The organism is Delftia sp. DLF01 (genome assembly GCF_014852125.1).
Taxonomy (GTDB): Bacteria; Pseudomonadota; Gammaproteobacteria; order Burkholderiales; family Burkholderiaceae_C; genus Comamonas; species Comamonas acidovorans.
On sequence record NZ_JACVAZ010000004.1, the window covers coordinates 154,275 to 172,404 of the forward strand.

The window sequence follows — 18,130 nt, forward strand, 5'->3', positions numbered from 1 at the left end:
AGGCGATGCCATGGTGCCGGGAGGATGAACGCGGCGCCGCAGGAGCAGGAAGGCATTACCTGTCGGAGATCACCGACCGGCAGGCGTCCCGTTCCACACCATCGGCAGGGCAGGCGGCCAGTTCCAGGCGCAGCGGCGCCTGCTCCTGCTTGATCGAGGGAACGGGGATGCCGAAGCCTTCCCTTTCCCTGTGCTCCAGCGGCCTGGCCTCTTTCAAGGCAGACAGAAAGGCCTTGCGCCACCAGTGCACATCCTGCTCGGCAATGCGCTGCAGCAGCCGCTGGTGCCGCTGGCGCCTTTCCTGCAGCGGCATCTGCAGGGCCTGCTGCACCACGGCTGCCGTGCCGTGCACGTCGTAGGGATTGACCAGCAGCGCCTCCTGCAGCTGCTCGGCAGCGCCGGCAAAGCGCGACAGCACCAGCACGCCCGGGTCGGCCGGGTCCTGGGCCGCCACGTACTCCTTGGCCACGAGGTTCATGCCATCGCGCAGCGGGGTGACCAGCCCCACGGCCGCCGCGCGGCACAGGCCCGGAATGCCATCGCGCGGCAGGGTCTGGTGGATGTAGCGCACGGGCATCCAGTCCAGCTCGCCGTAGTCGCCGTTGATGGCGCCACACAGCGATTCGAGTTCACGCCGTATGTCGGCATACGCGTCCAGGCCCTCGCGCGTGGGCGATCCGATCTGGATCAGCGTGGCGCTGCGGCGCTGCTCGGGATGGCGGGCCAGCAGCTCCCGGAAGGCGCGCAGGCGCTGCGGCAGGCCCTTGGAGTAGTCCAGCCGGTCTATGCCCAGCAGCAGGCGGCGCTGGGCGTATTCGTGCTTCATGCGCTCGTACATGTCCCGCGAGGCGCCGCCCTGTGCAAGCGCCATGAAACCATCCACATCGATGCCTATGGGGAAGGCGCGGCACACCAGGCGCTGGCCATGGGCGCGGAATGCGCCGTTGCCCAGGGCCTGGCCGCCCGCCTCCTCGCAGACATAGCGCTCGAAATGCTGCACGTCCTGGCGGGTCTGCAGGCCCACCAGGTCATAGGCGAACAGGCAGCGCATCAGCCATGCATGCTCGGGAATGGCCGCCAGCAGGGTCGGTGGCGGCAGCGGGATGTGCAGGAAAAAGCCGATGCGCTGGCGGCAGCCCAGGGCGCGCAGCTCGGCCGCCAGCGGGATCAGGTGGTAGTCATGCACCCAGAGGATGTCGTCCTCCGCCAGCAGGGGCAGCAGCCGGCGCGCAAGCAGCTGGTTCACGCGGCGGTAGCCGGCCGCAAGGCCCGTGTCGAAATTCGCCAGGTCCAGCCGGCCATGGAAGACGGGCCACAGCACGCCGTTGCTGTAGCCCGCGTAGTAGCTGTCGTGGTCCGCGCGGTCCAGGTCCACCGTGGCCAGCGTGACCTTGCCGGCCTGGGAGCGGTGCACATGGCCGGCAGGCGCGGCCTGGGCACCGTCGTCGGTGACGGTTCCGCTCCAGCCGAACCACAGGCCGCCCGTCTGCCGCAGCGCATCGCCCATGGCCACGGCAAGGCCCCCGGCTGCAGTCCTGCCCGGATCGGCCACGCGGTTGGAGATCACCACCAGCCGGCTCATGGCAGGGCCTCCGCGCAGGTCTGTGCCGCCAGGTGCATGCATGCGGACTGCAGCCAGGCGTGCACGGCCTGCGGGCTGTCCAGCCGGTGGCGGGCCCCGCTTGCGCCTTCGCCCACCTTGATCGCCATGCCGCCGTGCGCCTGCACCACGGCAAAGCCGCTCTCGTCCGTGACATCGTCACCGGCAAACACGGGGGTGCGGCCGGCGAACGGCTCTTCGCGCAGAAAGGCCGCAATGGCGCGGCCCTTGTCCACGCCCGCAGGCCTGACCTCCAGCACGCATTTGCCGTGCAGCAGCTCCAGACCGGGCAGGTGCCGCAGTGCGCGGCTCAATGTATCCAGGCACAGCGCCGCCAATTCTGGCGCGCGCCGGTAGTGCAGTGCGACCGAGGAGCGCTTGCGCTCCACCAGCAGGAAGGGATGATCGGCCGCCAAGGCATTGCACAACTGCAGCACGGTCTCTGGCATGGCCAATGGCTGCGGGTGCAGGCGGCCTGCGGCATCCCGCCGCTGCAGGCCATGCTCGCAGGCGGCGGGCAGGCACAGCGGCGCCAGGTAGCGGTCCAGCACCTCGATCTGACGGCCTGTGACGATGGCCAGCGCGCCATCGAGCCGGTACTGCAGGCCAGCCAGCAGCGGGAGGAGGGCGGGATCCGGCCGGATGGCGTCCGGTGTCTCGGCCAGGGGCACGAGCGTGCCATCGAAGTCGAGGAACAGCGCGGATCTGCAGGTGGGGAGCGGAGGTGTTTCCATGGAGAGACCAAGGTATCGAGTGCCGGGTCCATCGGCCGTCAGCCGAGCGCTTGTGCGGGGATCGGCCATGCGCCGCAGTCTCTCGATGAAAGCGGCCCGGTCAGCCCATGAGGGCCGGCACCAGGCGCAAAATGGCCTCGCCCAGAATGCCCTGCAGGGCTGCGGCCTGCCAGAGCAGGCCCACGTTGTCCAGCGTGGCGCGCGCCCGGGGCTGCAGATGGCCGGACCATGATCGGGCCAGCAAAAAGCCGCCCAGCACCATCATCAGCACGCAGTGAAAGCCCTGGTAGGCCACGATGACGCCCACGGCCGCGCTCCAGCCGTCCGCACGCGGTGAAAGCCCCGCATCCAGATGGCCTGCCAGCGACAGGCCAAAGGCCCCCACCGCGCACACCAGGGCCCCCAAGGCGCAGGCACGCAGCAGGCGCTGCCTGTGCGGTCCGTCTCCCAAAGGTGAGCGCGTGCAGTGCCGCAGCAGCAGGGCACTGGCGGCCAGCAGCACCACGTTGGCCATGGCCCGGGAGGGCGCGGGCAGGGCCGCGCCCGGCGGAGGGCAGACCTCCAGCGCCATCGACAGGTGGATGTAGGCATAGGCGAAGGAGGCGAAGACCGTGAAGTCCACGGTGCACAGGATGAGCACGGCCCACCAGGAATGCGATCGCCTGCCGGCCGGCTGCACGGGCAGGAAGATGCCCGTGGCCACCTCGGCCCGGGGGGCCGGCGCAGTGCGGTCCAGCTGCCAGATCCAGGCCAGCATGGCGGCGATGGCGCCCAGGCCGCAGGCAAAGGCCAGCGCCACCCATTCCACGGTCAGCAGCAAAAAGAAGGCGGCCGTGCCCGCTGCGGCCAGCAGCGGCGGCCAGCCGTCGGTGGGCAGGCGCAGCAGTTGCACGGGCCGCGCGCTGCGCGCATCGGTGAGCAGGGTTTCCCGGCCGCCGAAGACGGTGCCGGGCAGCCAGTGGCGCCCTTCCTCCACTTCCTGCGCCAGCGATGGCCGGTCCCACAACGGCTCGGTGCCGCGCACTTCGGGAATGCTGCGCACGCCGTACTCGCGCGGCGGCAGCCATTCCAGCGTGCCTGCGCGCCAGGGATTGCCATGGTCGCGGTCCGGCCGGCGCACGGCCCGGGCCACGTCGATGAACAGCAGCAGCACGCCCAGCGCAAAGATGAAGGCGCCCACGGTGGACAGCAGGTTCAGCCCGTTCCAGCCCAGCGCGTCCGCGTAGGTGTAGACACGGCGCGGCATGCCCAGCAGGCCTGTCAGGTGCATGGGGAAAAAGGCGATGTTGAAGCCGCCGAACAGCAGGGCGAATATCCAGCGCCCCAGCCGCTCGGACAGCGCCGCGCCGTTGAACACGGGCAGCCAGTAGTACAGGGCCGCGAACACGGGGAACACCATGCCGCCGATCAGCACGTAGTGCAGGTGGGCGACGATGAAGTAGCTGTCATGCGCCTGCCAGTCGAACGGAATCACGGCCACCATCACGCCCGTCAGCCCGCCCAGCACGAAGATGAAGTGAAAGCCCAGCAGGAACAGCGTGGGCGTGTCCATGCGCACGCGGCCCTGCCAGAAGGTGGCAATCCAGGCGAAGACCTGAAGCCCGCTCGGAATGGCCACCACGAAGCTGGCGATGGAAGTCAGCAGCAGCGCCGTCAGCCCCAGGCCGGCCGCGAACATGTGGTGTATCCACAGCAGCAGGCTGACCACGCCCACGCCGGCCAGCGCCCAGACCACGGCGCGCTGGCCCACCAGCGGCGTGCCCGCCATGGCGGGCACCATCATGGACACCATGCCGGCCGCAGGCAGGAAGATGATGTAGACCTCCGGGTGGCCGAAGAACCAGAAGAGATGCTGCCAGAGCACCGGGTCGCCGCCGGACTGCGGATTGAAGAAGGGCCAGTCGAAGGCGCGCTCCAGCTCCAGCAGCGTGGTGGCCGCGATCACGGCCGGGAAGGCGAACACGATCATCAGCGCGCTGACCAGGGTGGCCCAGGCGAACACCGGCATCCGGCCCAGCGTCATGCCCGGTGCGCGTGTGAAGAGAATGCCGACGATCAGTTCGATGGCGCCCGCAATCGCCGAGATCTCGATGAAGCCGATGCCCAGCAGCCAGAAGTCCGCGCCGATGCCGGGCGAGTACTGCTTGTTCGTGAGCGGCGGGTACATGAACCAGCCGCCATCGGGCGACACACCCCAGAAGATGGTGCAGAAGAACGCCAGGCCGCCGATCGCATAGGCCCAGAAGGCATAGGCGGACAGCCGGGGAAAGGGCAGGTCCCGGGCGCCCAGCATGCCCGGCAGCAGAAAGACTGCAATCGCCTCCACCACGGGCACGGCGAACAGGAACATCATCACCGTGCCGTGCATGGTGAACATCTGGTTGTAGGTGGCGGCGTCCAGCAGGTCGTTGTCGGGCACGGCCAGCTGCACGCGCATCACCAGCGCCAGGATGCCGCCCAGCACGAAGAACAGCAGTGCCGTCACGATGTAGAAGGCGCCGATCTGCGTGTTGTTCACGGCGCTGAAAATGCGCCAGCCGCGCGGGCGTGCCCAGGCACGCTCCAGGGCTTCGCGCTCGCCGGCGGGGCGGGGCAGGGCGCTGGGAAAGCCGTGCGGCGGGGCAGCATCTATTTCAGGGTGCTCAGCCATGCGGCGATGTCTTCCAGTTCGTGGTCGGGCACACGCCCTGCGCCCGAGGGCATGCGCGCCCCGGCCTTGAGCTGCTGCGTATGGGTGATCCAGGAGCGAAGGTTCTGCGGCGTGTTGGGCAGGCTGGCGGCAGCCAGCGACAGGCGGCCGCCCACATGGGTCAGGTCCGGCCCCAGGCCGCGCGAGGCCTCGTCGGCCACGCCGCGCACGCGGTGGCAGAAGCTGCAGCGGTGCTTCTCGAAGGCCTGCAGCCCCGGGTGGTTCACGGCAACGGAGGCGGGCCGCGCCTGCGCGGCGGACCAGCGCTCGAACGCCTGCGGCGCCACCACCAGTACGTCGAGCGCCATGCGCGCATGTTGCTCGCCGCAATACTCGGCGCATTGCCCGCGCCAGCGGCCCTCGGCTGTGGGCTGTACCAGCAGGTGCTGCAGACGGCCCGGCACCATGTCCATTTTTCCGCCCAGTGCCGGCACCCAGAAACTGTGGATCACATCGCCGCTGGCCAGCGCGAAGTACACGGGCCGGCCCACGGGCAGCCGGACCTCGTTGGCCGTCACGAACTCGGCGCCCGTGCGCGGATCGCTGTAGCGTATGTCCCACCACCACAGGTGTGCCGTCACGGTCACCACCAATGCGTCGGCCGGGGGCATGGGGCGCCAGTCGGGGCGGCGGCTTTCTCCGTAGAAGAACAGGGCTGTCAGCACGGCAACGGGCAGGGCGATGCCGCCACCCGCCAGCCACAGGCGCACGCGCACCGGGCGCGCGCGGCCCAGCGACAGGGCCAGCAGCAGCATCACGCCCAGCAGCAGCGCCGCCGCGCCCACGGACAGCACGGCACTGAGTTCTCCGAACGAGGCCGCCTGCACGCTGCCCGCATGCAGCGATGACTGGGGGGTGGCGGCCGCCGTGCCGCTCATTGGAGGCTGCCCAGGTAGGCCGCCATGTCGCGCGCCTGCGCGGCCGATACGCCCAGCGACGGCATGGTGGTGGAGGGCACCAGTGCCTGCGGGTGCACGATCCAGGCGCTCAGGAGGTCCGGAAGGTTGGGCAGCCGCCCGGCGATATAGCTGCGCCGCCCGAAGCCGTCCAGCGGCGTGGCGTCCCGTCCCCGGGCATCGGCCACCCCCGGAATGCTGTGGCAGCTGCCGCAGCGGTACTGGGCCAGCAGGAGCCTGCCGCGCTCGACTGACGCGCTTTCCTGGCCAGCTGCCGCACCGCCGCACGCAAGCCAGAAAGCGGCGCACAGGCTTGCGGCGACTCGCTGGCGCCGGTGCAGGAAGGAGGGGAGCGCCTCGGGCATGGGGAAATTATTCCGCGTCCCCAATCAGGATCTGCTGACATTCGCGCAGCAGGGCGGGTAGGACAATTTCTCATGGCCTCCACCAAGCTGCGCACCGTGGCACTCACGCTTTTGGCCGTTGCCTGCGCGGCAGCGGGGCTGGCTGCCGCCCTGGTGTCCAGCGGCGTCTACAACGTGGCCGCCAATCGCCAGCACCTAAAGCCGGTCTACCAGTTGCTGGACATTGCCATGCGCCAGTCCGTGCGCTACCACGCGCGGGGCCTGGAGCCGCCGCGCGCGGCGGACGAAGCCATGCTGGCGCGCGGTGCGCAGTGCTATCGCCAGCACTGCGTGCAGTGCCACGGCGGCCCCGGCGTGGCCCAGGGGGCGGCGGGCCAGGGCATGCAGCCGCTGCCCGGGCCCCTGATCGACGCCACGCAGCGATGGAGTGCCGGCCAGCTGTACTGGCTCACGCGCAACGGGCTGAAGATGACGGGCATGCCTTCCTGGGAATTTCGCCTGTCGGAGGACGATCTCTGGGCGGTGGTCGCCTTCTTGCAGAAGATGCCGCAGCTGTCGCCGCCGCAGTTCGCCGCGATGGCGGGGCAGGACTGGGTGGTGGGCTCCGCAGGACACGCGGGCCGGGACGATGCCTTCCAGCCGTGCAGGCCGCCCGTGCAGGCGCTGCGGCCCGGTGATGCCGTGCGCGGGCAGCGGGCCCTGTACCAGTACGCCTGTGTGGGTTGCCACACGGTGGCGGGCCAGGCCCAGGCCAGCCCGCAGGTGGGGCCGCCGCTGGACGGCATGGCGCGCCGCACCCGCATTGCCGGCGTGCTGGACAACACTCCCGACAACATGGTGCGCTGGCTGGTGCAGACCGACGCCGTCAAGCCGGGAACCGCCATGCCCGCCATGGGGGTCGCCGAGCAGGATGCACGGGACATTGCTGCCTACCTGGCCAGCTTGCGCTAGCGCTGGCTCAACGCTCGGCCTTGATGGAGCCGCGGATGTTGGTGATGGCCAGGCAGGCCTGCAGCGTCACCAGCGCCCAGGCGCCGGAGGACCATCCCCACAGCGCCCACAGCACATTGCTGAGCATCAGGATCCAGAAGCCCACATTGCGCCGCCCGGCGGAACGCGAGCCCACCCACCATGCGCCGATGAGGGAGGCCGCAAAGGCAGGCCACTGGAGCCAATCGGGAATGTCTGGCATGGGTTCTACCTGGATGGAGTGCAGTCAGGCCACCTCAGTTGCCGGGCCGTGCCGGGTCGTCCTCGTCGATGGAGTGGCATTCCTTGCAGGCTCCGCTTTCGCGCGCGCGGGCGGCCAGGTTGACGTAGAAGGCCGCCACTTGCTGCAGCTGCTCCTCGTCCAGCCCCTCGATGCCGATCATGCGGTTGCTGGCAATCTTGTTGGCTGCCAGCAGCTCGTTGAGCTTCAGGTGCAGGGCCACGCTGTCCTTGTTCTGGCTTTGCTGGATGAGGAACACCATCAGAAAGGTCACGATGGTCGTGCCCGTATTGATGACCAGCTGCCAGTTCTCCGAGAAGTGGAACATCGGCCCCGCCACGGCCCATACGGCCACGCAGATCAGGGCCACGCAAAAGGCCATGGGCGTGCCGGCCCAGCGCGTCACCCTGCTGGCGAAATGATCGAAGGCCGACAGCAGGCGCGAGTGGTCGGCATACGAGGCACTGCTGGTCTCGGGCATAGAGCCCAGGGCGTCTCCCGGTGTGCGGCGGCTTGGTGTGGAACTTGTGCTTTGCATGGGGGAAAACCGTCCGGAAAAATCGATCAAGGCTGCTTGCGCACCATCTTCTTGCGCTGCTCGGCATCCAGTCCCGGCGTCTGCCGCATGTCGGTATCCACCTGGCCGGAAACAATGTCGTCATGGGCCTGGCGCATCACCGGATCGGGCGCATCGCTGGTGGCGTCCAGGCTCTGGTCGCGCTCGTGCGGAAGGCGCAGGCCTTGTTCGGATGCGTCGGCTGCATCGGATTCACCGGGCGCATGGGGCGCCTTGCCGACCTGGCCGGGCAGCTTGGTCTGGCCATCGCCAGACGGCTTCGCCTGTGTGGGTGCAGAGGACTTGGATGCGGATGGGGTCTTGTCTTTCATGGCGTCTTCCTTTCGTTCGCGGGCCTGCGCAGGCGGCGCTTGGGCCATGGTCTCTTCGCCCGTGCGCAGCCGCCGTGGGACCACGCCGAAAGCGCAGGAACGAAAAGATGCCTCGCGCATGAACGCCGTTCTCAGGCACGTCGTTTGCCCTGTGGGAGACGCCCCACGCCGGCGGGCGCCCATGACCCGCTGCCTGGGCCTTGCGCGCTGCCTAGACTGGAAGTCCGGCCCTGCAGCGATGGGGCCCGGCACCATAGACAAGGAGCGCGATATGAGCAGCGACAGACAGGATCCCGGCAAGGGCAAGGTGGAGAACGATCACAACCGCCAGGGCGCGAAGCCGCCCACGCAAAGGAACGAAGGCCAGCGAACGCCCGAAAGCCGCCATGACCGCGAGGCCCATGTCGGCAGCGGCAACCAGGCCCAGACGCGCCAGAACAAGGGCGGCGGACCAGGCGGTGACCGCGGCGCTGGATGAATTGCCGGTTCCTCGCGACAAGGGCACCCTCGGGTGCCCTTTTTCATGGCGTGCGAAGGTGCGTCACCGCCCGTTCTTGCGGTCGCTGGGGCCATTGCGGTTGGACAGGATTTCGGCGGGCGGCCTGAGGCTGCCGCTGTCCGCGCCCTCGGCCTGCCAGGTGCCGCCCTCGCGCTGCGTGTTGCCGCGCGGGTGGCCCATGTCGGTTCCATCGTCGAAGTTCAGCGGGCCGTCCTGGGGCATGTCGTCGAAACGGTGCGCCGAGGCCTCGGCGATGGAATCGGCCACATCCTTTTCCGCGCTCAGGTGCTCGTTGATGTCCTTGCCTTCGGGCAGGTCGGCGCTGGCGTCTTCGCTGCTGTCGATCTGGGGAGTGTCGCTGCCGGTGGCAGCCGTGTTGTTCGGGGTGCGCATGGTGATCTCCAAGGGGGTCCGGCCACCGTGGCCGGGTCATGGACCAAGCCTGCCTGCGCGGGCTTGCAGCGGGGGTGGGCACAGCACTTTCCTGGAGGTAGGAGCGTGCCGATGCGCTCGGATGCAGTCCGATGCGGGAGGGCCGGCAGGCACGCCGATTGCCCTGTGCTTGCCCTGTGCGGCAGTGCGAAAAATGGCCACAGGCCGCTGGCGCGATGTCCGCAAGGGCAGGGCGCTGCGTTCCTACGGCACATGGCCGCAAGCGCGCACGCCGGACGGCCGCCGCGGCCATCAGCATAGGAATCACTTTCAACTGCCAAGGAGCACATTCCATGACGCAATCGAACCCCGCAAACCGTGACCCGCTGTCCGACGCACCCGGCGCGCATCCGGTGGGCACCGGCATAGGCGCAGCAGGCGGCGCCGTCACCGGCGCTGCATTCGGCGCAATGGGCGGCCCCATCGGCGCTGCCGTGGGCGGTGTGGCCGGTGCCGTGGTCGGCGGGCTGGCTGGCAAGGGTGCAGCCGAGGCCGTGAACCCCACGGTTGAAGATGCCTACTGGCGCGATGCCTACCAGAGCGAGCCCTATTACGTGGCTGGCCGCAGCTACGAGGAATACCGTCCCGCCTACGAGCTGGGCTGGAACGCTGCCGCCGCACGCCGCGATGCCGACTTCGATGCCTTCGACGCCGAGTGGGAGCGCGAATGGACCACACGCCGTGGCGCCAGCCATCTGGACTGGGACCAGGCCCGGCCCGCAGCCCGCGCCGCCTGGGCGCGCGCAGGCAGCCGTGATGTCCGTGACGAGACGGGCACCATCGTCGCCCCCGCCTATACGGGCGATATCGACAACGACGATGTGGTGGACGTGCTCAACGACCTGCTTGAATCCTGCCGCGATGGCGAGTACGGCTTTCGCACCTCCTCCGAGAACGCCGACTCGCCCGACCTCAAGGCCCTGTTCATGCGCCATTCCACCGAGTGCGGTGTTGCCGCGCGGGAGCTGGAAGCGGAAATCCGCAGGCTTGGCGGAGAGCCGGCATCGGGCGGCACGGTGGCTGGCGCGCTGCACCGGGGCTGGGTGTCCGTGAAGACGGCCCTGACCTCGCAGGACGACAAGGCGGTGCTGGAGGAATGCGAGCGCGGCGAGGACTCCGCCCTCGCCCAGTACCGCAAGGCGCTCAAGCAACCGCTGCCACCGGCCGTGCGCGTGGTGGTGGAGCGCCAGGCACAGGGTGCCCAGCGCAACCACGATGAAGTGCGCGACCTGCGCGACCGTTACCGCAGCGCAGCCTGACCGCGCATCCCGCGCACCGCGCGGGCCACGGAATCGTCAGCCGCCCACGCCATAGGGCGCAAAGCGGCTGGCGTTCTCATCCACATGCAGCGCCTTTCCCACATAGGGAAAGGCGCGCTGCGTGCACTGGTCGCGTTCGCAGACCTTGCAGCCCATGCCGATGGGCGTGGCCGATTCCGGATCGCCCAGGTCCAGTCCCTTGGCATACACCAGGCGCGAGGCATGGCGTATGTCGCAGCCCAGGCCGATGGAGAAGGTCTTGCGCGGCGAACCATAGCCGCGCTGCCCGTGCGAGACCGAGCGTGCAATCCACAGGTAGCGCCGCCCGTCGGGCATGCTGGCCAGCTGGCGCAGCACCTGGTCGGGCTGGCCGAAGGCCTCGTACACCGTCCACAGCGGGCAGGTGCCGCCCGTGCGGCTGAAGTGGAAATGCGTGGCCGACTGGCGCTTGGAGATATTGCCCGCGCGGTCCACGCGCACGAAGAAGAAGGGCACGCCCGGTGCGCCCGGCCGCTGCAGCGTGCTCAGGCGGTGGCAGACGGTTTCAAAGCCCACCCCAAAGCGCTGGCCCAGCAGGTCGATGTCATAGCGCAACTGCTCGGCCGTCTCCAGGAACAGGTCATAGGGCAGCAGCAGCGCGCCCGCAAAGTAGTTGGCCAGGCCCACGCGGGCCAGCTTGCATGACGCCGGATCGCCCTGGAAGGCGGCGGTGGCGATCAGCCGGTCCAGCGTGTCGCCCATCTCCAGCAAGGCCAGCTGCGTGCCCAGCTGGAAGGCCTGTTGCGCAGGCTCCAGCGCCGAGGACAGCCACAGCGAGCGCGTGGCCGGGTCGAAGCGGCGCTGGCTTTGCCGGGAGTCTTCCGAGCGATGCACCTGCACGCCGTGGCGCTGCTGCAGCCGCCGGACCAGCCAGTCCGCCAGATGGCCCGGGTCCGCGCGCGCCTCGCCGGCCAGGGCCTGGGCCGCGCGGTCCACTTCATCGAAATAGTTCTGGTGCGCAAAGAAGAAATCGCGCACGGCCTCGAACGGCATGGTGCGCGCCACCGGCATGTCCGAGCGGTCATCGCCCAGCCTGAGCGACATGCTCTCGATGCGCTCCAGGGCTTCCAGATGGCGGCGGTGCAGCGCCATCACCGCACGCCCCAGCGCCGGCATCTGCGCGGCGACTTCCTGCAGCTCGGGCAGGGCAATGGATTCGGGCGCCTCGGCAAGGGCCTCGCGCAGGCCGGCGACCAGGCGCGCCTCCTCGTCCTCCGAGAACTGCTGGATATCGACGCCCAGCGCACGGTTGAGCTTGAGCAGCACCGACACCGTCAGCGGCCGCTGGTTCTGCTCCAGCTGGTTCAGGTAGCTGGGCGACAGGCCCAGCGCGTGGGCCAGGGCGATCTGGGACAGGCCGTGCTCCGCGCGCAGTTTGCGCAGCTTGACGCCCATGAATGTCTTCTTCATGCCTGTTTCCTCGGGTGGCTGTTATTCGCAGAATTCGCAATATCGTGGGATTCGTTTCGCAAGAATTCGCCTTTTCAGCCCTATGGCTGAGCCGCTATTTTGCGTAGATTGCGAAGCATGACAACACCTGCTGGAACCGCCGAGTTGCGCGAACTGGTATTGCCCGCGCTGGCCAACCACCACGGCACGCTGTTCGCGGGCCAGGGCCTGCAGCTCATGGCCAAGGCCGCCTTTCTGGCAGCGCGCAGCCTGGCGCAGCGCGAGGTGGTGATGGCCGCCGTCACCGGCGTGGACTTCCTGGCGCCCGTGCCCGTGGGCCACGAGATCGTCCTGCGCGGCTGGGTCAGCCGCGTGGGGCGCAGCTCCATGACGGTCTGCGTCACCGCGTCGGCCCAGGCACCGGGCATTGCCTGCGAGGACGTGCTCAAGGGCCTGTTCGAGATGGTGGCTGTCGACCACAACGGCCTTCCTGCCGCCATTGCCCATTCCTATCTGAACCAGGAGACCCTTCCATGAGTACCACGATCATCGACGCGCCATCTGCGCCAACTGCACCATCTGCGTCCGCATTCAAGCCCAAGAAGTCCGTGGCCCTGTCGGGCGTGACCGCCGGCAACACGGCGCTGTGCACCGTGGGCCGCTCGGGCAACGACCTGCACTATCGCGGCTACGACATCCTGGACATTGCCGAGGTCTGCGAGTTCGAGGAAATTGCCCATCTGCTGGTGCACGGCAAGCTGCCCACGCGCCCCGAACTGCAGGCCTACAAGACCAAATTGCAGGCGCTGCGCGGCCTGCCGGCCAGCGTCAGGCAGGCGCTGGAGCAGCTGCCTGCCGGCGCCCACCCCATGGACGTGATGCGCACCGGCGTCTCGGCCCTGGGCTGCGTGCTGCCCGAAAAGGACGACCACAACCTGGCGGGTGCCCGCGACATTGCCGACCGGCTCATGGCCAGCCTGGGCTCCATGCTGCTGTACTGGTACCACTGGAGCAATTCGGGCCGGCGCATCGAGGTGGAGACCGATGACGACTCCATCGGCGGCCACTTCCTGCACCTGCTGCACGGCCACCGGCCTTCCGAAGGCTGGGTGCGCGCCATGCACACCTCGCTCAACCTCTATGCAGAGCATGAGTTCAACGCCTCCACCTTCACGGCGCGCGTGATCGCGGGCACGGGCAGCGATATGTATTCCTCCATCGCGGGCGCCATCGGTGCGCTGCGCGGCCCCAAGCATGGCGGCGCCAACGAGGTGGCCTTCGAGATCCAGAAGCGCTACGACACGCCCGACGAGGCCGAGGCCGACATCCGCCGCCGCGTCGATGCCAAGGAAGTGGTGATCGGCTTCGGCCACCCGGTCTACACCGTCAGCGACCCGCGCAACGTGGTCATCAAGGGCGTGGCCAAGCGCCTGTCCGACGAGGCGGGAACCACCCGCATGTACGACATTGCCGACCGGCTGGAAGCGGTGATGTGGGAGGTCAAGAAGATGTTCCCCAACCTGGACTGGTTCAGTGCCGTCAGCTACCACATGATGGGCGTGCCCACGGCCATGTTCACGCCGCTGTTCGTGATCGCGCGCACCAGCGGCTGGGCAGCCCATGTGATCGAGCAGCGCCAGGACAACAAGATCATCCGCCCCAGCGCCAACTACACGGGGCCGGATGACCAGAAGTTCGTGCCCCTCGATGCGCGCGCCTGAGCCGCCGCTGTCCTGAACCTGGCGGGCGGGCTGCAGGCCCGCCCGCATTGCATCCGCCTCATGAACCACACCCACAAGAAACCCCTGCCCGGCACCACGCTGCACTACATCGACGCCCGCGCCGCCGTCGATGCCCTCTCGCCCGGCGCCTGGGCACGCCTGCCCTACACCGCCCGCGTCCACGCCGAGAACCTCGTGCGCCGCGCCGATCCCGCGCAGCTGGACGGCTACCTGCTGCAGCTCATCGAGCGCCGCCGCGACATCGACTTTCCCTGGTACCCCGTGCGCGTGGTCTGCCACGACATCCTGGGCCAGACCGCCCTGGTGGACCTGGCCGGCCTGCGCGACGCCATCGCGGCCGAAGGTGGCGACCCTGCCCAGGTCAACCCCGTCGTTCCCGTGCAGCTCATCGTGGACCACTCGCTGGCCGTGGAGTGCGGCGGCTTCGATCCCGATGCCTTTGCGAAGAACCGCGCCATCGAGGACCGCCGCAACGAGGACCGCTTCCACTTCATCGAGTGGACGAAGAAGGCCTTTGCCAACGTGGATGTGATTCCCGCAGGGAACGGGATCATGCACCAGATCAATCTGGAAAAAATGTCCCCCGTGGTCACCGTGCAGGATGGCCTGGCCTTCCCGGACACCTGTGTCGGCACCGACTCGCACACGCCCCATGTCGATGCCCTGGGCGTGATCGCCGTGGGCGTGGGCGGGCTGGAGGCCGAGAACGTCATGCTGGGCCGCGCCTGCTGGATGCGCCTGCCCGAGATCGTGGGCGTGCGCCTCACGGGCCGGCGCCAGGCGGGCATCACCGCCACCGACATCGTGCTGGCCCTGACCGAATTCCTGCGCCAGCAAAAAGTTGTCGGGGCCTATGTGGAATTCTTTGGCGAGGGCGCCGACAGCCTGAGCATTGGCGACCGCGCCACCATCTCCAACATGTGCCCTGAATACGGCGCCACGGCGGCCATGTTCTCCATTGATGACCAGACGCTGGCCTACCTGCGCCTGACCGGCCGCGACGAGGCCCAGGTGCGCCTGGTCGAAGCCTATGCGCGCACCGCAGGTTTCTGGAGCGACAGCCTGGCCGATGCGCAGTACGAGCGCGTGCTGCAGTTCGACCTGTCCACCGTGGTGCGCAACATGGCCGGCCCCTCGAATCCGCACCGGCGCCTGCCCACCTCGGCCCTGGCCGAGCGCGGCATTGCCGATGCGGCAAAACTGCAGGCCGCCCGCGCCCAGGAGCGTCAGGGCCTGATGCCCGATGGGGCCGTCATCATCGCCGCCATCACCAGCTGCACCAACACCAGCAACCCGCGCAATGTCATCGCCGCCGCCTTGCTGGCGCGCAATGCCAATCGCCTGGGTCTCACGCGCAAGCCCTGGGTCAAATCCTCGCTGGCGCCGGGCTCCAAGGCCGTGGAGCTGTACCTGAAGGAGGCCGGGCTGCTCACCGAGCTGGAGCAGCTGGGCTTTGGCATCGTCGCCTTTGCCTGCACCACCTGCAACGGCATGAGCGGCGCGCTGGACCCCAGGATCCAGCAGGAAATCGTCGAGCGCGACCTCTACGCCACGGCCGTGCTCTCGGGCAACCGCAACTTCGACGGGCGCATCCATCCCCAGGCCAAACAGGCCTTCCTGGCCTCGCCGCCGCTGGTCGTGGCCTATGCGCTGGCGGGCACGGTGCGCTTTGACATCGAGCAGGATGTGCTGGGCGTGGTGGAAGGCCGCGAGATCCGCCTCAAGGACCTGTGGCCCGCCGACGAGGAGATCGACGCCATCGTCGAGCAAGCGGTCAAACCTGCGCAATTCCGCGCCGTCTACGAACCCATGTTCGCCATCCGCAAGGACGATGGAGACAAGGCCTCGCCCCAGTACGACTGGCGCCCGCAGTCCACCTACATTCGCCGCCCGCCGTACTGGGACACCGAAGGCGTGGGCGCGCTGGCGGCCTTCCCGCGCACGCTGCGCAACATGCGGCCGTTGGCCCTGCTGCCCGACAACATCACCACCGACCACCTGTCGCCCTCCAACGCCATCCTGGCCGACAGCGCGGCGGGCGAATACCTGGCGCGCATGGGCCTGCCCGAGGAAGACTTCAATTCCTACGCCACCCACCGCGGCGACCACCTGACCGCCATGCGCGCCACCTTCGCCAACCCGCAGCTGGTCAACGAAATGGCCGTCATTGACGGCGTGCAGCACAAGGGCTCGCTGGCGCGCATTGAACCCGAAGGCCGCGTGGTGCGCATGTGGGAGGCCATGGAAACCTACCTGAACCGCCGCCAGCCGCTGATCATCATCGCGGGCGCCGACTACGGCCAGGGCAGCTCACGCGACTGGGCGGCCAAGGGAGTGCGGCTGGCGGGCGTGGAGGCCGTGGTGGCCGAAGGCTTCGAGCGCATCCACCGCACCAACCTCATCGGCATGGGCGTGCTGCCGCTGCAGTTCCTGCCGGGCACCGACCGCAAGACCCTGGCCCTGGACGGCACGGAAGTCTATGGCGTGGAAGGCGAGCGCACGCCGGGCACCCAACTCACTCTGGTGGTCGAGCGCCGCAACGGCCAGACGCTGCGCGTGCCGGTGACCTGCCGGCTGGACACGGCCGAGGAGGTATCGGTCTACGAAGCGGGCGGCGTGCTGCAGCGCTTTGCCCAGGACTTCCTGGCGCAGGCTCAGGCAGCCTGAGCAGGGGGCGTGCCGGCGGCCAGCGGCTGGCGCGCCAGCTCGATGAAAGCCTGCAGATAGTCGGTCTGCAGGTCCGCCACGCGCGCGCCCAGGAAGATCTGCTTGGCAATGCCCTTGGCGCCCAGGCGCACGGGCACCACGTCCAGCTTGCCCGCGTACTCCTGCACCAGCCAGCGCGGCAGGGCCGCCACGCCCCGGCCGCTGGCCACCATCTGCATCATGATGTCCGTGGTCTCTATGGCCTTCTGGCGGCGCGGCGTGATGCCGGCCGGCATGAGGAACTGGTTGTAGATGTCCAGCCGGTCCATGGGAACGGGATAGGTGATCAGCACCTCGGGCGCGAGCTGGGCGGCCTCCACGAAATCGGCCCCTGCCAGCGCATGCGCGCTGGAGACCACCAGCACCTGCTCGTAGTCGAACACGGGCACGAACTCCAGGCCCGTCTTGAACAGCGGATCGGGCGTGACCAGCAGGTCGATCTCGTAGCCGAACAGGGCGCCGATGCCGCCGAACTGGAATTTCTGCTTCACATCCACATCCACATCGGGCCAGCTCGCCAGATAGGGCGCGACGATCTTGAGCAGCCACTGGTAGCAGGGATGGCACTCCATGCCGATGCGCAGCGCGCCGCGCTCGCCCTGGGCGAACTGGCGCAGCCGCTCCTCGGCCAGGTCCAGCTGAGGCAGCACGCGCTGGGCCACGGCCAGCAGGTACTGGCCGGCCTGCGTCAGGCGCAGGCTGCGGCCTTCGCGCAGCCAGATGTCCGTGCCCAGCTGCTGCTCCAGCTTCTTCATGCTGTGGCTCAACGCCGACTGCGTCACGCACAGCACGCCGGCCGCCGCCGTCAGCGAGCCCTGTTTTTCGACTTCACGGACGATGGCGAGGTGGGTGCGTTCCAACATGTTGGTGAGAAAAATTCATGGATTTTTGAACTAGAAAAATTCTAGTTCATTGATGCGAATCCATTTCATCGCTGCCTTCATCGATTGAAAGCAGTGCATGACCATCATTCATCACCTCGGTTTCCCCCATCGGCGCCCGGCGCCCGGCGTGCTACGCGGCCGGTGCGCCGGGCTGCAGGGCGCCGTGCAGGAAGGACTGCTCCATCACGGCCGCCACGCTGGCCCGCGCGACACGGCCGCGCCGTTCCGCATCCAGCAGGCCCACGGCCATGGAAAGCCACAGCTCGGTCATCGCCGCGGCCGTGATGTCGATGCGGAACACGCCGGCCTGCTGGCCGCGCAGGAAAAAGGCATCCATGGCCGCCACCCATTCGCTCTCTATCTGGCCGACCACCGAGATGTCGGAGCGCCAGAAATACATCAGGAACAGCAGCAGCGTCTGATGGTCCTGGCAGTGGGCGGTGAGGCGGCGCAGCGCCTCCAGCGGCGCGTGGCGCTCCAGCTCGGCCGCGTGCATGGCGCGCGACAGGGTGTCGGCCGCATGCCCTATGAGCCGGTCGATGAGCTGGTCGCGCGTGGGGCAGAAGCGGTAGAGCGTGGCCTTGCTGATGCCGATGGCGCGTGCCAGCTCCTGCAGATTGGCCTTGGGATCGTCCAGCAGCGCCAGTGCCAGTGCGCCCAGCAGCTTGCCTTCGTCCTCTTGCTTGGTGCTCGTCATCGCTTGTCATGCCTCCTTGGAAAGTGCATGGATTTTATCTGTTGATGCTTTAAAGAATCAAATGAATCGATGTTGACTCATTTGATTCTGATATGTACCAT

18 protein-coding genes are annotated in these 18,130 nt (G+C 68.4%); 6 read left to right on the forward strand and 12 right to left on the reverse strand.

Annotated features, from left to right (window positions below; translation table 11 throughout):
• Window positions 1-55: 55 nt before the first annotated feature.
• The 5 genes from IB269_RS21735 to IB269_RS21755 all read right to left on the reverse strand — a co-directional run bounded on the left by IB269_RS21735 (window position 56) and on the right by IB269_RS21755 (window position 6,284).
• Window positions 56-1,582 carry an alpha,alpha-trehalose-phosphate synthase (UDP-forming) gene (locus IB269_RS21735; RefSeq protein ID WP_192368278.1) on the reverse strand — a complete coding sequence of 509 codons (1,527 nt, stop codon included), beginning with the start codon at window positions 1,580-1,582 and terminating at the stop codon, window positions 56-58.
• The gene (gene otsB, locus IB269_RS21740) at window positions 1,579-2,334 is read right to left on the reverse strand and encodes a trehalose-phosphatase (protein WP_225614249.1); all 756 of its coding nucleotides are present in this window, start codon (window positions 2,332-2,334) and stop codon (window positions 1,579-1,581) included. The genes IB269_RS21735 and otsB overlap by 4 nt, the downstream gene beginning before the upstream one ends.
• 100 nt (window positions 2,335-2,434) lie before the next feature.
• On the reverse strand, window positions 2,435-4,984 hold the full coding sequence (locus IB269_RS21745; protein WP_192368280.1) for a cbb3-type cytochrome c oxidase subunit I: 2,550 nt from the start codon (window positions 4,982-4,984) through the stop codon (window positions 2,435-2,437).
• Window positions 4,963-5,901, reverse strand: coding sequence for a c-type cytochrome (locus tag IB269_RS21750; protein ID WP_192368281.1), 939 nt, complete (start codon window positions 5,899-5,901; stop codon window positions 4,963-4,965). The genes IB269_RS21745 and IB269_RS21750 overlap by 22 nt, the downstream gene beginning before the upstream one ends.
• Window positions 5,898-6,284 carry a c-type cytochrome gene (locus IB269_RS21755; protein WP_013800486.1) on the reverse strand — a complete coding sequence of 129 codons (387 nt, stop codon included), beginning with the start codon at window positions 6,282-6,284 and terminating at the stop codon, window positions 5,898-5,900. The genes IB269_RS21750 and IB269_RS21755 overlap by 4 nt, the downstream gene beginning before the upstream one ends.
• A 72-nt stretch (window positions 6,285-6,356) precedes the next feature.
• On the opposite strand from IB269_RS21755, the gene IB269_RS29200 reads away from it, so the two are divergent.
• A complete protein-coding gene (locus IB269_RS29200; RefSeq protein ID WP_192368282.1) occupies window positions 6,357-7,235 on the forward strand; it encodes a c-type cytochrome in 879 nt (292 codons plus the stop codon).
• A gap of 7 nt (window positions 7,236-7,242) precedes the next feature.
• Here IB269_RS29200 and IB269_RS21765 read toward each other — a convergent pair whose 3' ends face one another.
• The 3 genes from IB269_RS21765 to IB269_RS21775 are packed head-to-tail and all read right to left on the reverse strand — an operon-like array spanning window position 7,243 to window position 8,382.
• Window positions 7,243-7,476 carry a hypothetical protein gene (locus IB269_RS21765; protein WP_013800488.1) on the reverse strand — a complete coding sequence of 78 codons (234 nt, stop codon included), beginning with the start codon at window positions 7,474-7,476 and terminating at the stop codon, window positions 7,243-7,245.
• A 34-nt stretch (window positions 7,477-7,510) separates the two neighbouring features.
• Window positions 7,511-8,032: a low affinity iron permease family protein gene (locus tag IB269_RS21770; RefSeq protein ID WP_043821626.1), complete on the reverse strand. Its 522-nt coding sequence runs from the start codon at window positions 8,030-8,032 to the stop codon at window positions 7,511-7,513.
• A gap of 26 nt (window positions 8,033-8,058) precedes the next feature.
• Complete coding sequence (locus tag IB269_RS21775) at window positions 8,059-8,382, reverse strand: hypothetical protein (protein ID WP_043821628.1); 324 nt, start codon at window positions 8,380-8,382, stop codon at window positions 8,059-8,061.
• Between the two features lie 271 nt (window positions 8,383-8,653).
• Between IB269_RS21775 and IB269_RS21780 the strand changes: the two genes are divergently transcribed.
• Window positions 8,654-8,860 carry a hypothetical protein gene (locus tag IB269_RS21780; protein WP_192368283.1) on the forward strand — a complete coding sequence of 69 codons (207 nt, stop codon included), beginning with the start codon at window positions 8,654-8,656 and terminating at the stop codon, window positions 8,858-8,860.
• A gap of 63 nt (window positions 8,861-8,923) precedes the next feature.
• Here the strand turns inward: IB269_RS21780 and IB269_RS21785 are convergent, their stop codons facing one another.
• Window positions 8,924-9,274, reverse strand: coding sequence for a serine/threonine protein kinase (locus IB269_RS21785; protein WP_192368284.1), 351 nt, complete (start codon window positions 9,272-9,274; stop codon window positions 8,924-8,926).
• 332 nt (window positions 9,275-9,606) lie between these two features.
• Between IB269_RS21785 and IB269_RS21790 the strand changes: the two genes are divergently transcribed.
• Entirely contained in the window at window positions 9,607-10,572 is a 966-nt protein-coding gene (locus tag IB269_RS21790; protein WP_012207662.1) for a ferritin-like domain-containing protein, read from the forward strand.
• Between the two features lie 36 nt (window positions 10,573-10,608).
• On the opposite strand, the gene IB269_RS21795 is transcribed toward IB269_RS21790, so the two are convergent.
• Window positions 10,609-12,021 carry a short-chain fatty acyl-CoA regulator family protein gene (locus IB269_RS21795; RefSeq protein ID WP_192368285.1) on the reverse strand — a complete coding sequence of 471 codons (1,413 nt, stop codon included), beginning with the start codon at window positions 12,019-12,021 and terminating at the stop codon, window positions 10,609-10,611.
• 117 nt (window positions 12,022-12,138) lie between these two features.
• Between IB269_RS21795 and IB269_RS21800 the strand changes: the two genes are divergently transcribed.
• From IB269_RS21800 to acnD, 3 genes are read left to right on the forward strand one after another with little or no spacing between them, the layout of a single operon-like run.
• Window positions 12,139-12,537: an acyl-CoA thioesterase gene (locus IB269_RS21800; RefSeq protein WP_043821632.1), complete on the forward strand. Its 399-nt coding sequence runs from the start codon at window positions 12,139-12,141 to the stop codon at window positions 12,535-12,537.
• Window positions 12,534-13,721 carry a 2-methylcitrate synthase gene (gene prpC, locus IB269_RS21805; RefSeq protein WP_192368286.1) on the forward strand — a complete coding sequence of 396 codons (1,188 nt, stop codon included), beginning with the start codon at window positions 12,534-12,536 and terminating at the stop codon, window positions 13,719-13,721. Before IB269_RS21800 ends, prpC begins: the two co-directional genes overlap by 4 nt.
• A gap of 60 nt (window positions 13,722-13,781) precedes the next feature.
• On the forward strand, window positions 13,782-16,409 hold the full coding sequence (gene acnD, locus IB269_RS21810; protein ID WP_192368287.1) for a Fe/S-dependent 2-methylisocitrate dehydratase AcnD: 2,628 nt from the start codon (window positions 13,782-13,784) through the stop codon (window positions 16,407-16,409).
• Here acnD and IB269_RS21815 read toward each other — a convergent pair.
• Complete coding sequence (locus IB269_RS21815; RefSeq protein ID WP_141835693.1) at window positions 16,397-17,311, reverse strand: LysR family transcriptional regulator; 915 nt, start codon at window positions 17,309-17,311, stop codon at window positions 16,397-16,399. The genes acnD and IB269_RS21815 overlap by 13 nt on opposite strands.
• Window positions 17,312-17,462: 151 nt before the next feature.
• The gene (locus IB269_RS21820; RefSeq protein ID WP_034397250.1) at window positions 17,463-18,029 is read right to left on the reverse strand and encodes a TetR/AcrR family transcriptional regulator; all 567 of its coding nucleotides are present in this window, start codon (window positions 18,027-18,029) and stop codon (window positions 17,463-17,465) included.
• Between the last annotated feature and the right edge of the window lie 101 nt (window positions 18,030-18,130).

Coding starts and splice junctions, on each gene's coding strand:
- IB269_RS21770 (WP_043821626.1), bottom strand. CDS start 8,032: ATGCAAAGCACAAGTTCCACACCAAGCCGCCGCACACCGGGAGACGCC.
- IB269_RS21815 (WP_141835693.1), bottom strand. CDS start 17,311: ATGTTGGAACGCACCCACCTCGCCATCGTCCGTGAAGTCGAAAAACAG.
- IB269_RS29200 (WP_192368282.1), top strand. CDS start 6,357: ATGGCCTCCACCAAGCTGCGCACCGTGGCACTCACGCTTTTGGCCGTT.
- IB269_RS21745 (WP_192368280.1), bottom strand. CDS start 4,984: ATGGCTGAGCACCCTGAAATAGATGCTGCCCCGCCGCACGGCTTTCCC.
- IB269_RS21785 (WP_192368284.1), bottom strand. CDS start 9,274: ATGCGCACCCCGAACAACACGGCTGCCACCGGCAGCGACACTCCCCAG.
- IB269_RS21820 (WP_034397250.1), bottom strand. CDS start 18,029: ATGACGAGCACCAAGCAAGAGGACGAAGGCAAGCTGCTGGGCGCACTG.
- IB269_RS21735 (WP_192368278.1), bottom strand. CDS start 1,582: ATGAGCCGGCTGGTGGTGATCTCCAACCGCGTGGCCGATCCGGGCAGG.
- IB269_RS21755 (WP_013800486.1), bottom strand. CDS start 6,284: ATGCCCGAGGCGCTCCCCTCCTTCCTGCACCGGCGCCAGCGAGTCGCC.
- IB269_RS21750 (WP_192368281.1), bottom strand. CDS start 5,901: ATGAGCGGCACGGCGGCCGCCACCCCCCAGTCATCGCTGCATGCGGGC.
- IB269_RS21765 (WP_013800488.1), bottom strand. CDS start 7,476: ATGCCAGACATTCCCGATTGGCTCCAGTGGCCTGCCTTTGCGGCCTCC.
- otsB (WP_225614249.1), bottom strand. CDS start 2,334: ATGGAAACACCTCCGCTCCCCACCTGCAGATCCGCGCTGTTCCTCGAC.
- IB269_RS21780 (WP_192368283.1), top strand. CDS start 8,654: ATGAGCAGCGACAGACAGGATCCCGGCAAGGGCAAGGTGGAGAACGAT.
- IB269_RS21775 (WP_043821628.1), bottom strand. CDS start 8,382: ATGAAAGACAAGACCCCATCCGCATCCAAGTCCTCTGCACCCACACAG.
- prpC (WP_192368286.1), top strand. CDS start 12,534: ATGAGTACCACGATCATCGACGCGCCATCTGCGCCAACTGCACCATCT.
- IB269_RS21795 (WP_192368285.1), bottom strand. CDS start 12,021: ATGAAGAAGACATTCATGGGCGTCAAGCTGCGCAAACTGCGCGCGGAG.
- IB269_RS21790 (WP_012207662.1), top strand. CDS start 9,607: ATGACGCAATCGAACCCCGCAAACCGTGACCCGCTGTCCGACGCACCC.
- acnD (WP_192368287.1), top strand. CDS start 13,782: ATGAACCACACCCACAAGAAACCCCTGCCCGGCACCACGCTGCACTAC.
- IB269_RS21800 (WP_043821632.1), top strand. CDS start 12,139: ATGACAACACCTGCTGGAACCGCCGAGTTGCGCGAACTGGTATTGCCC.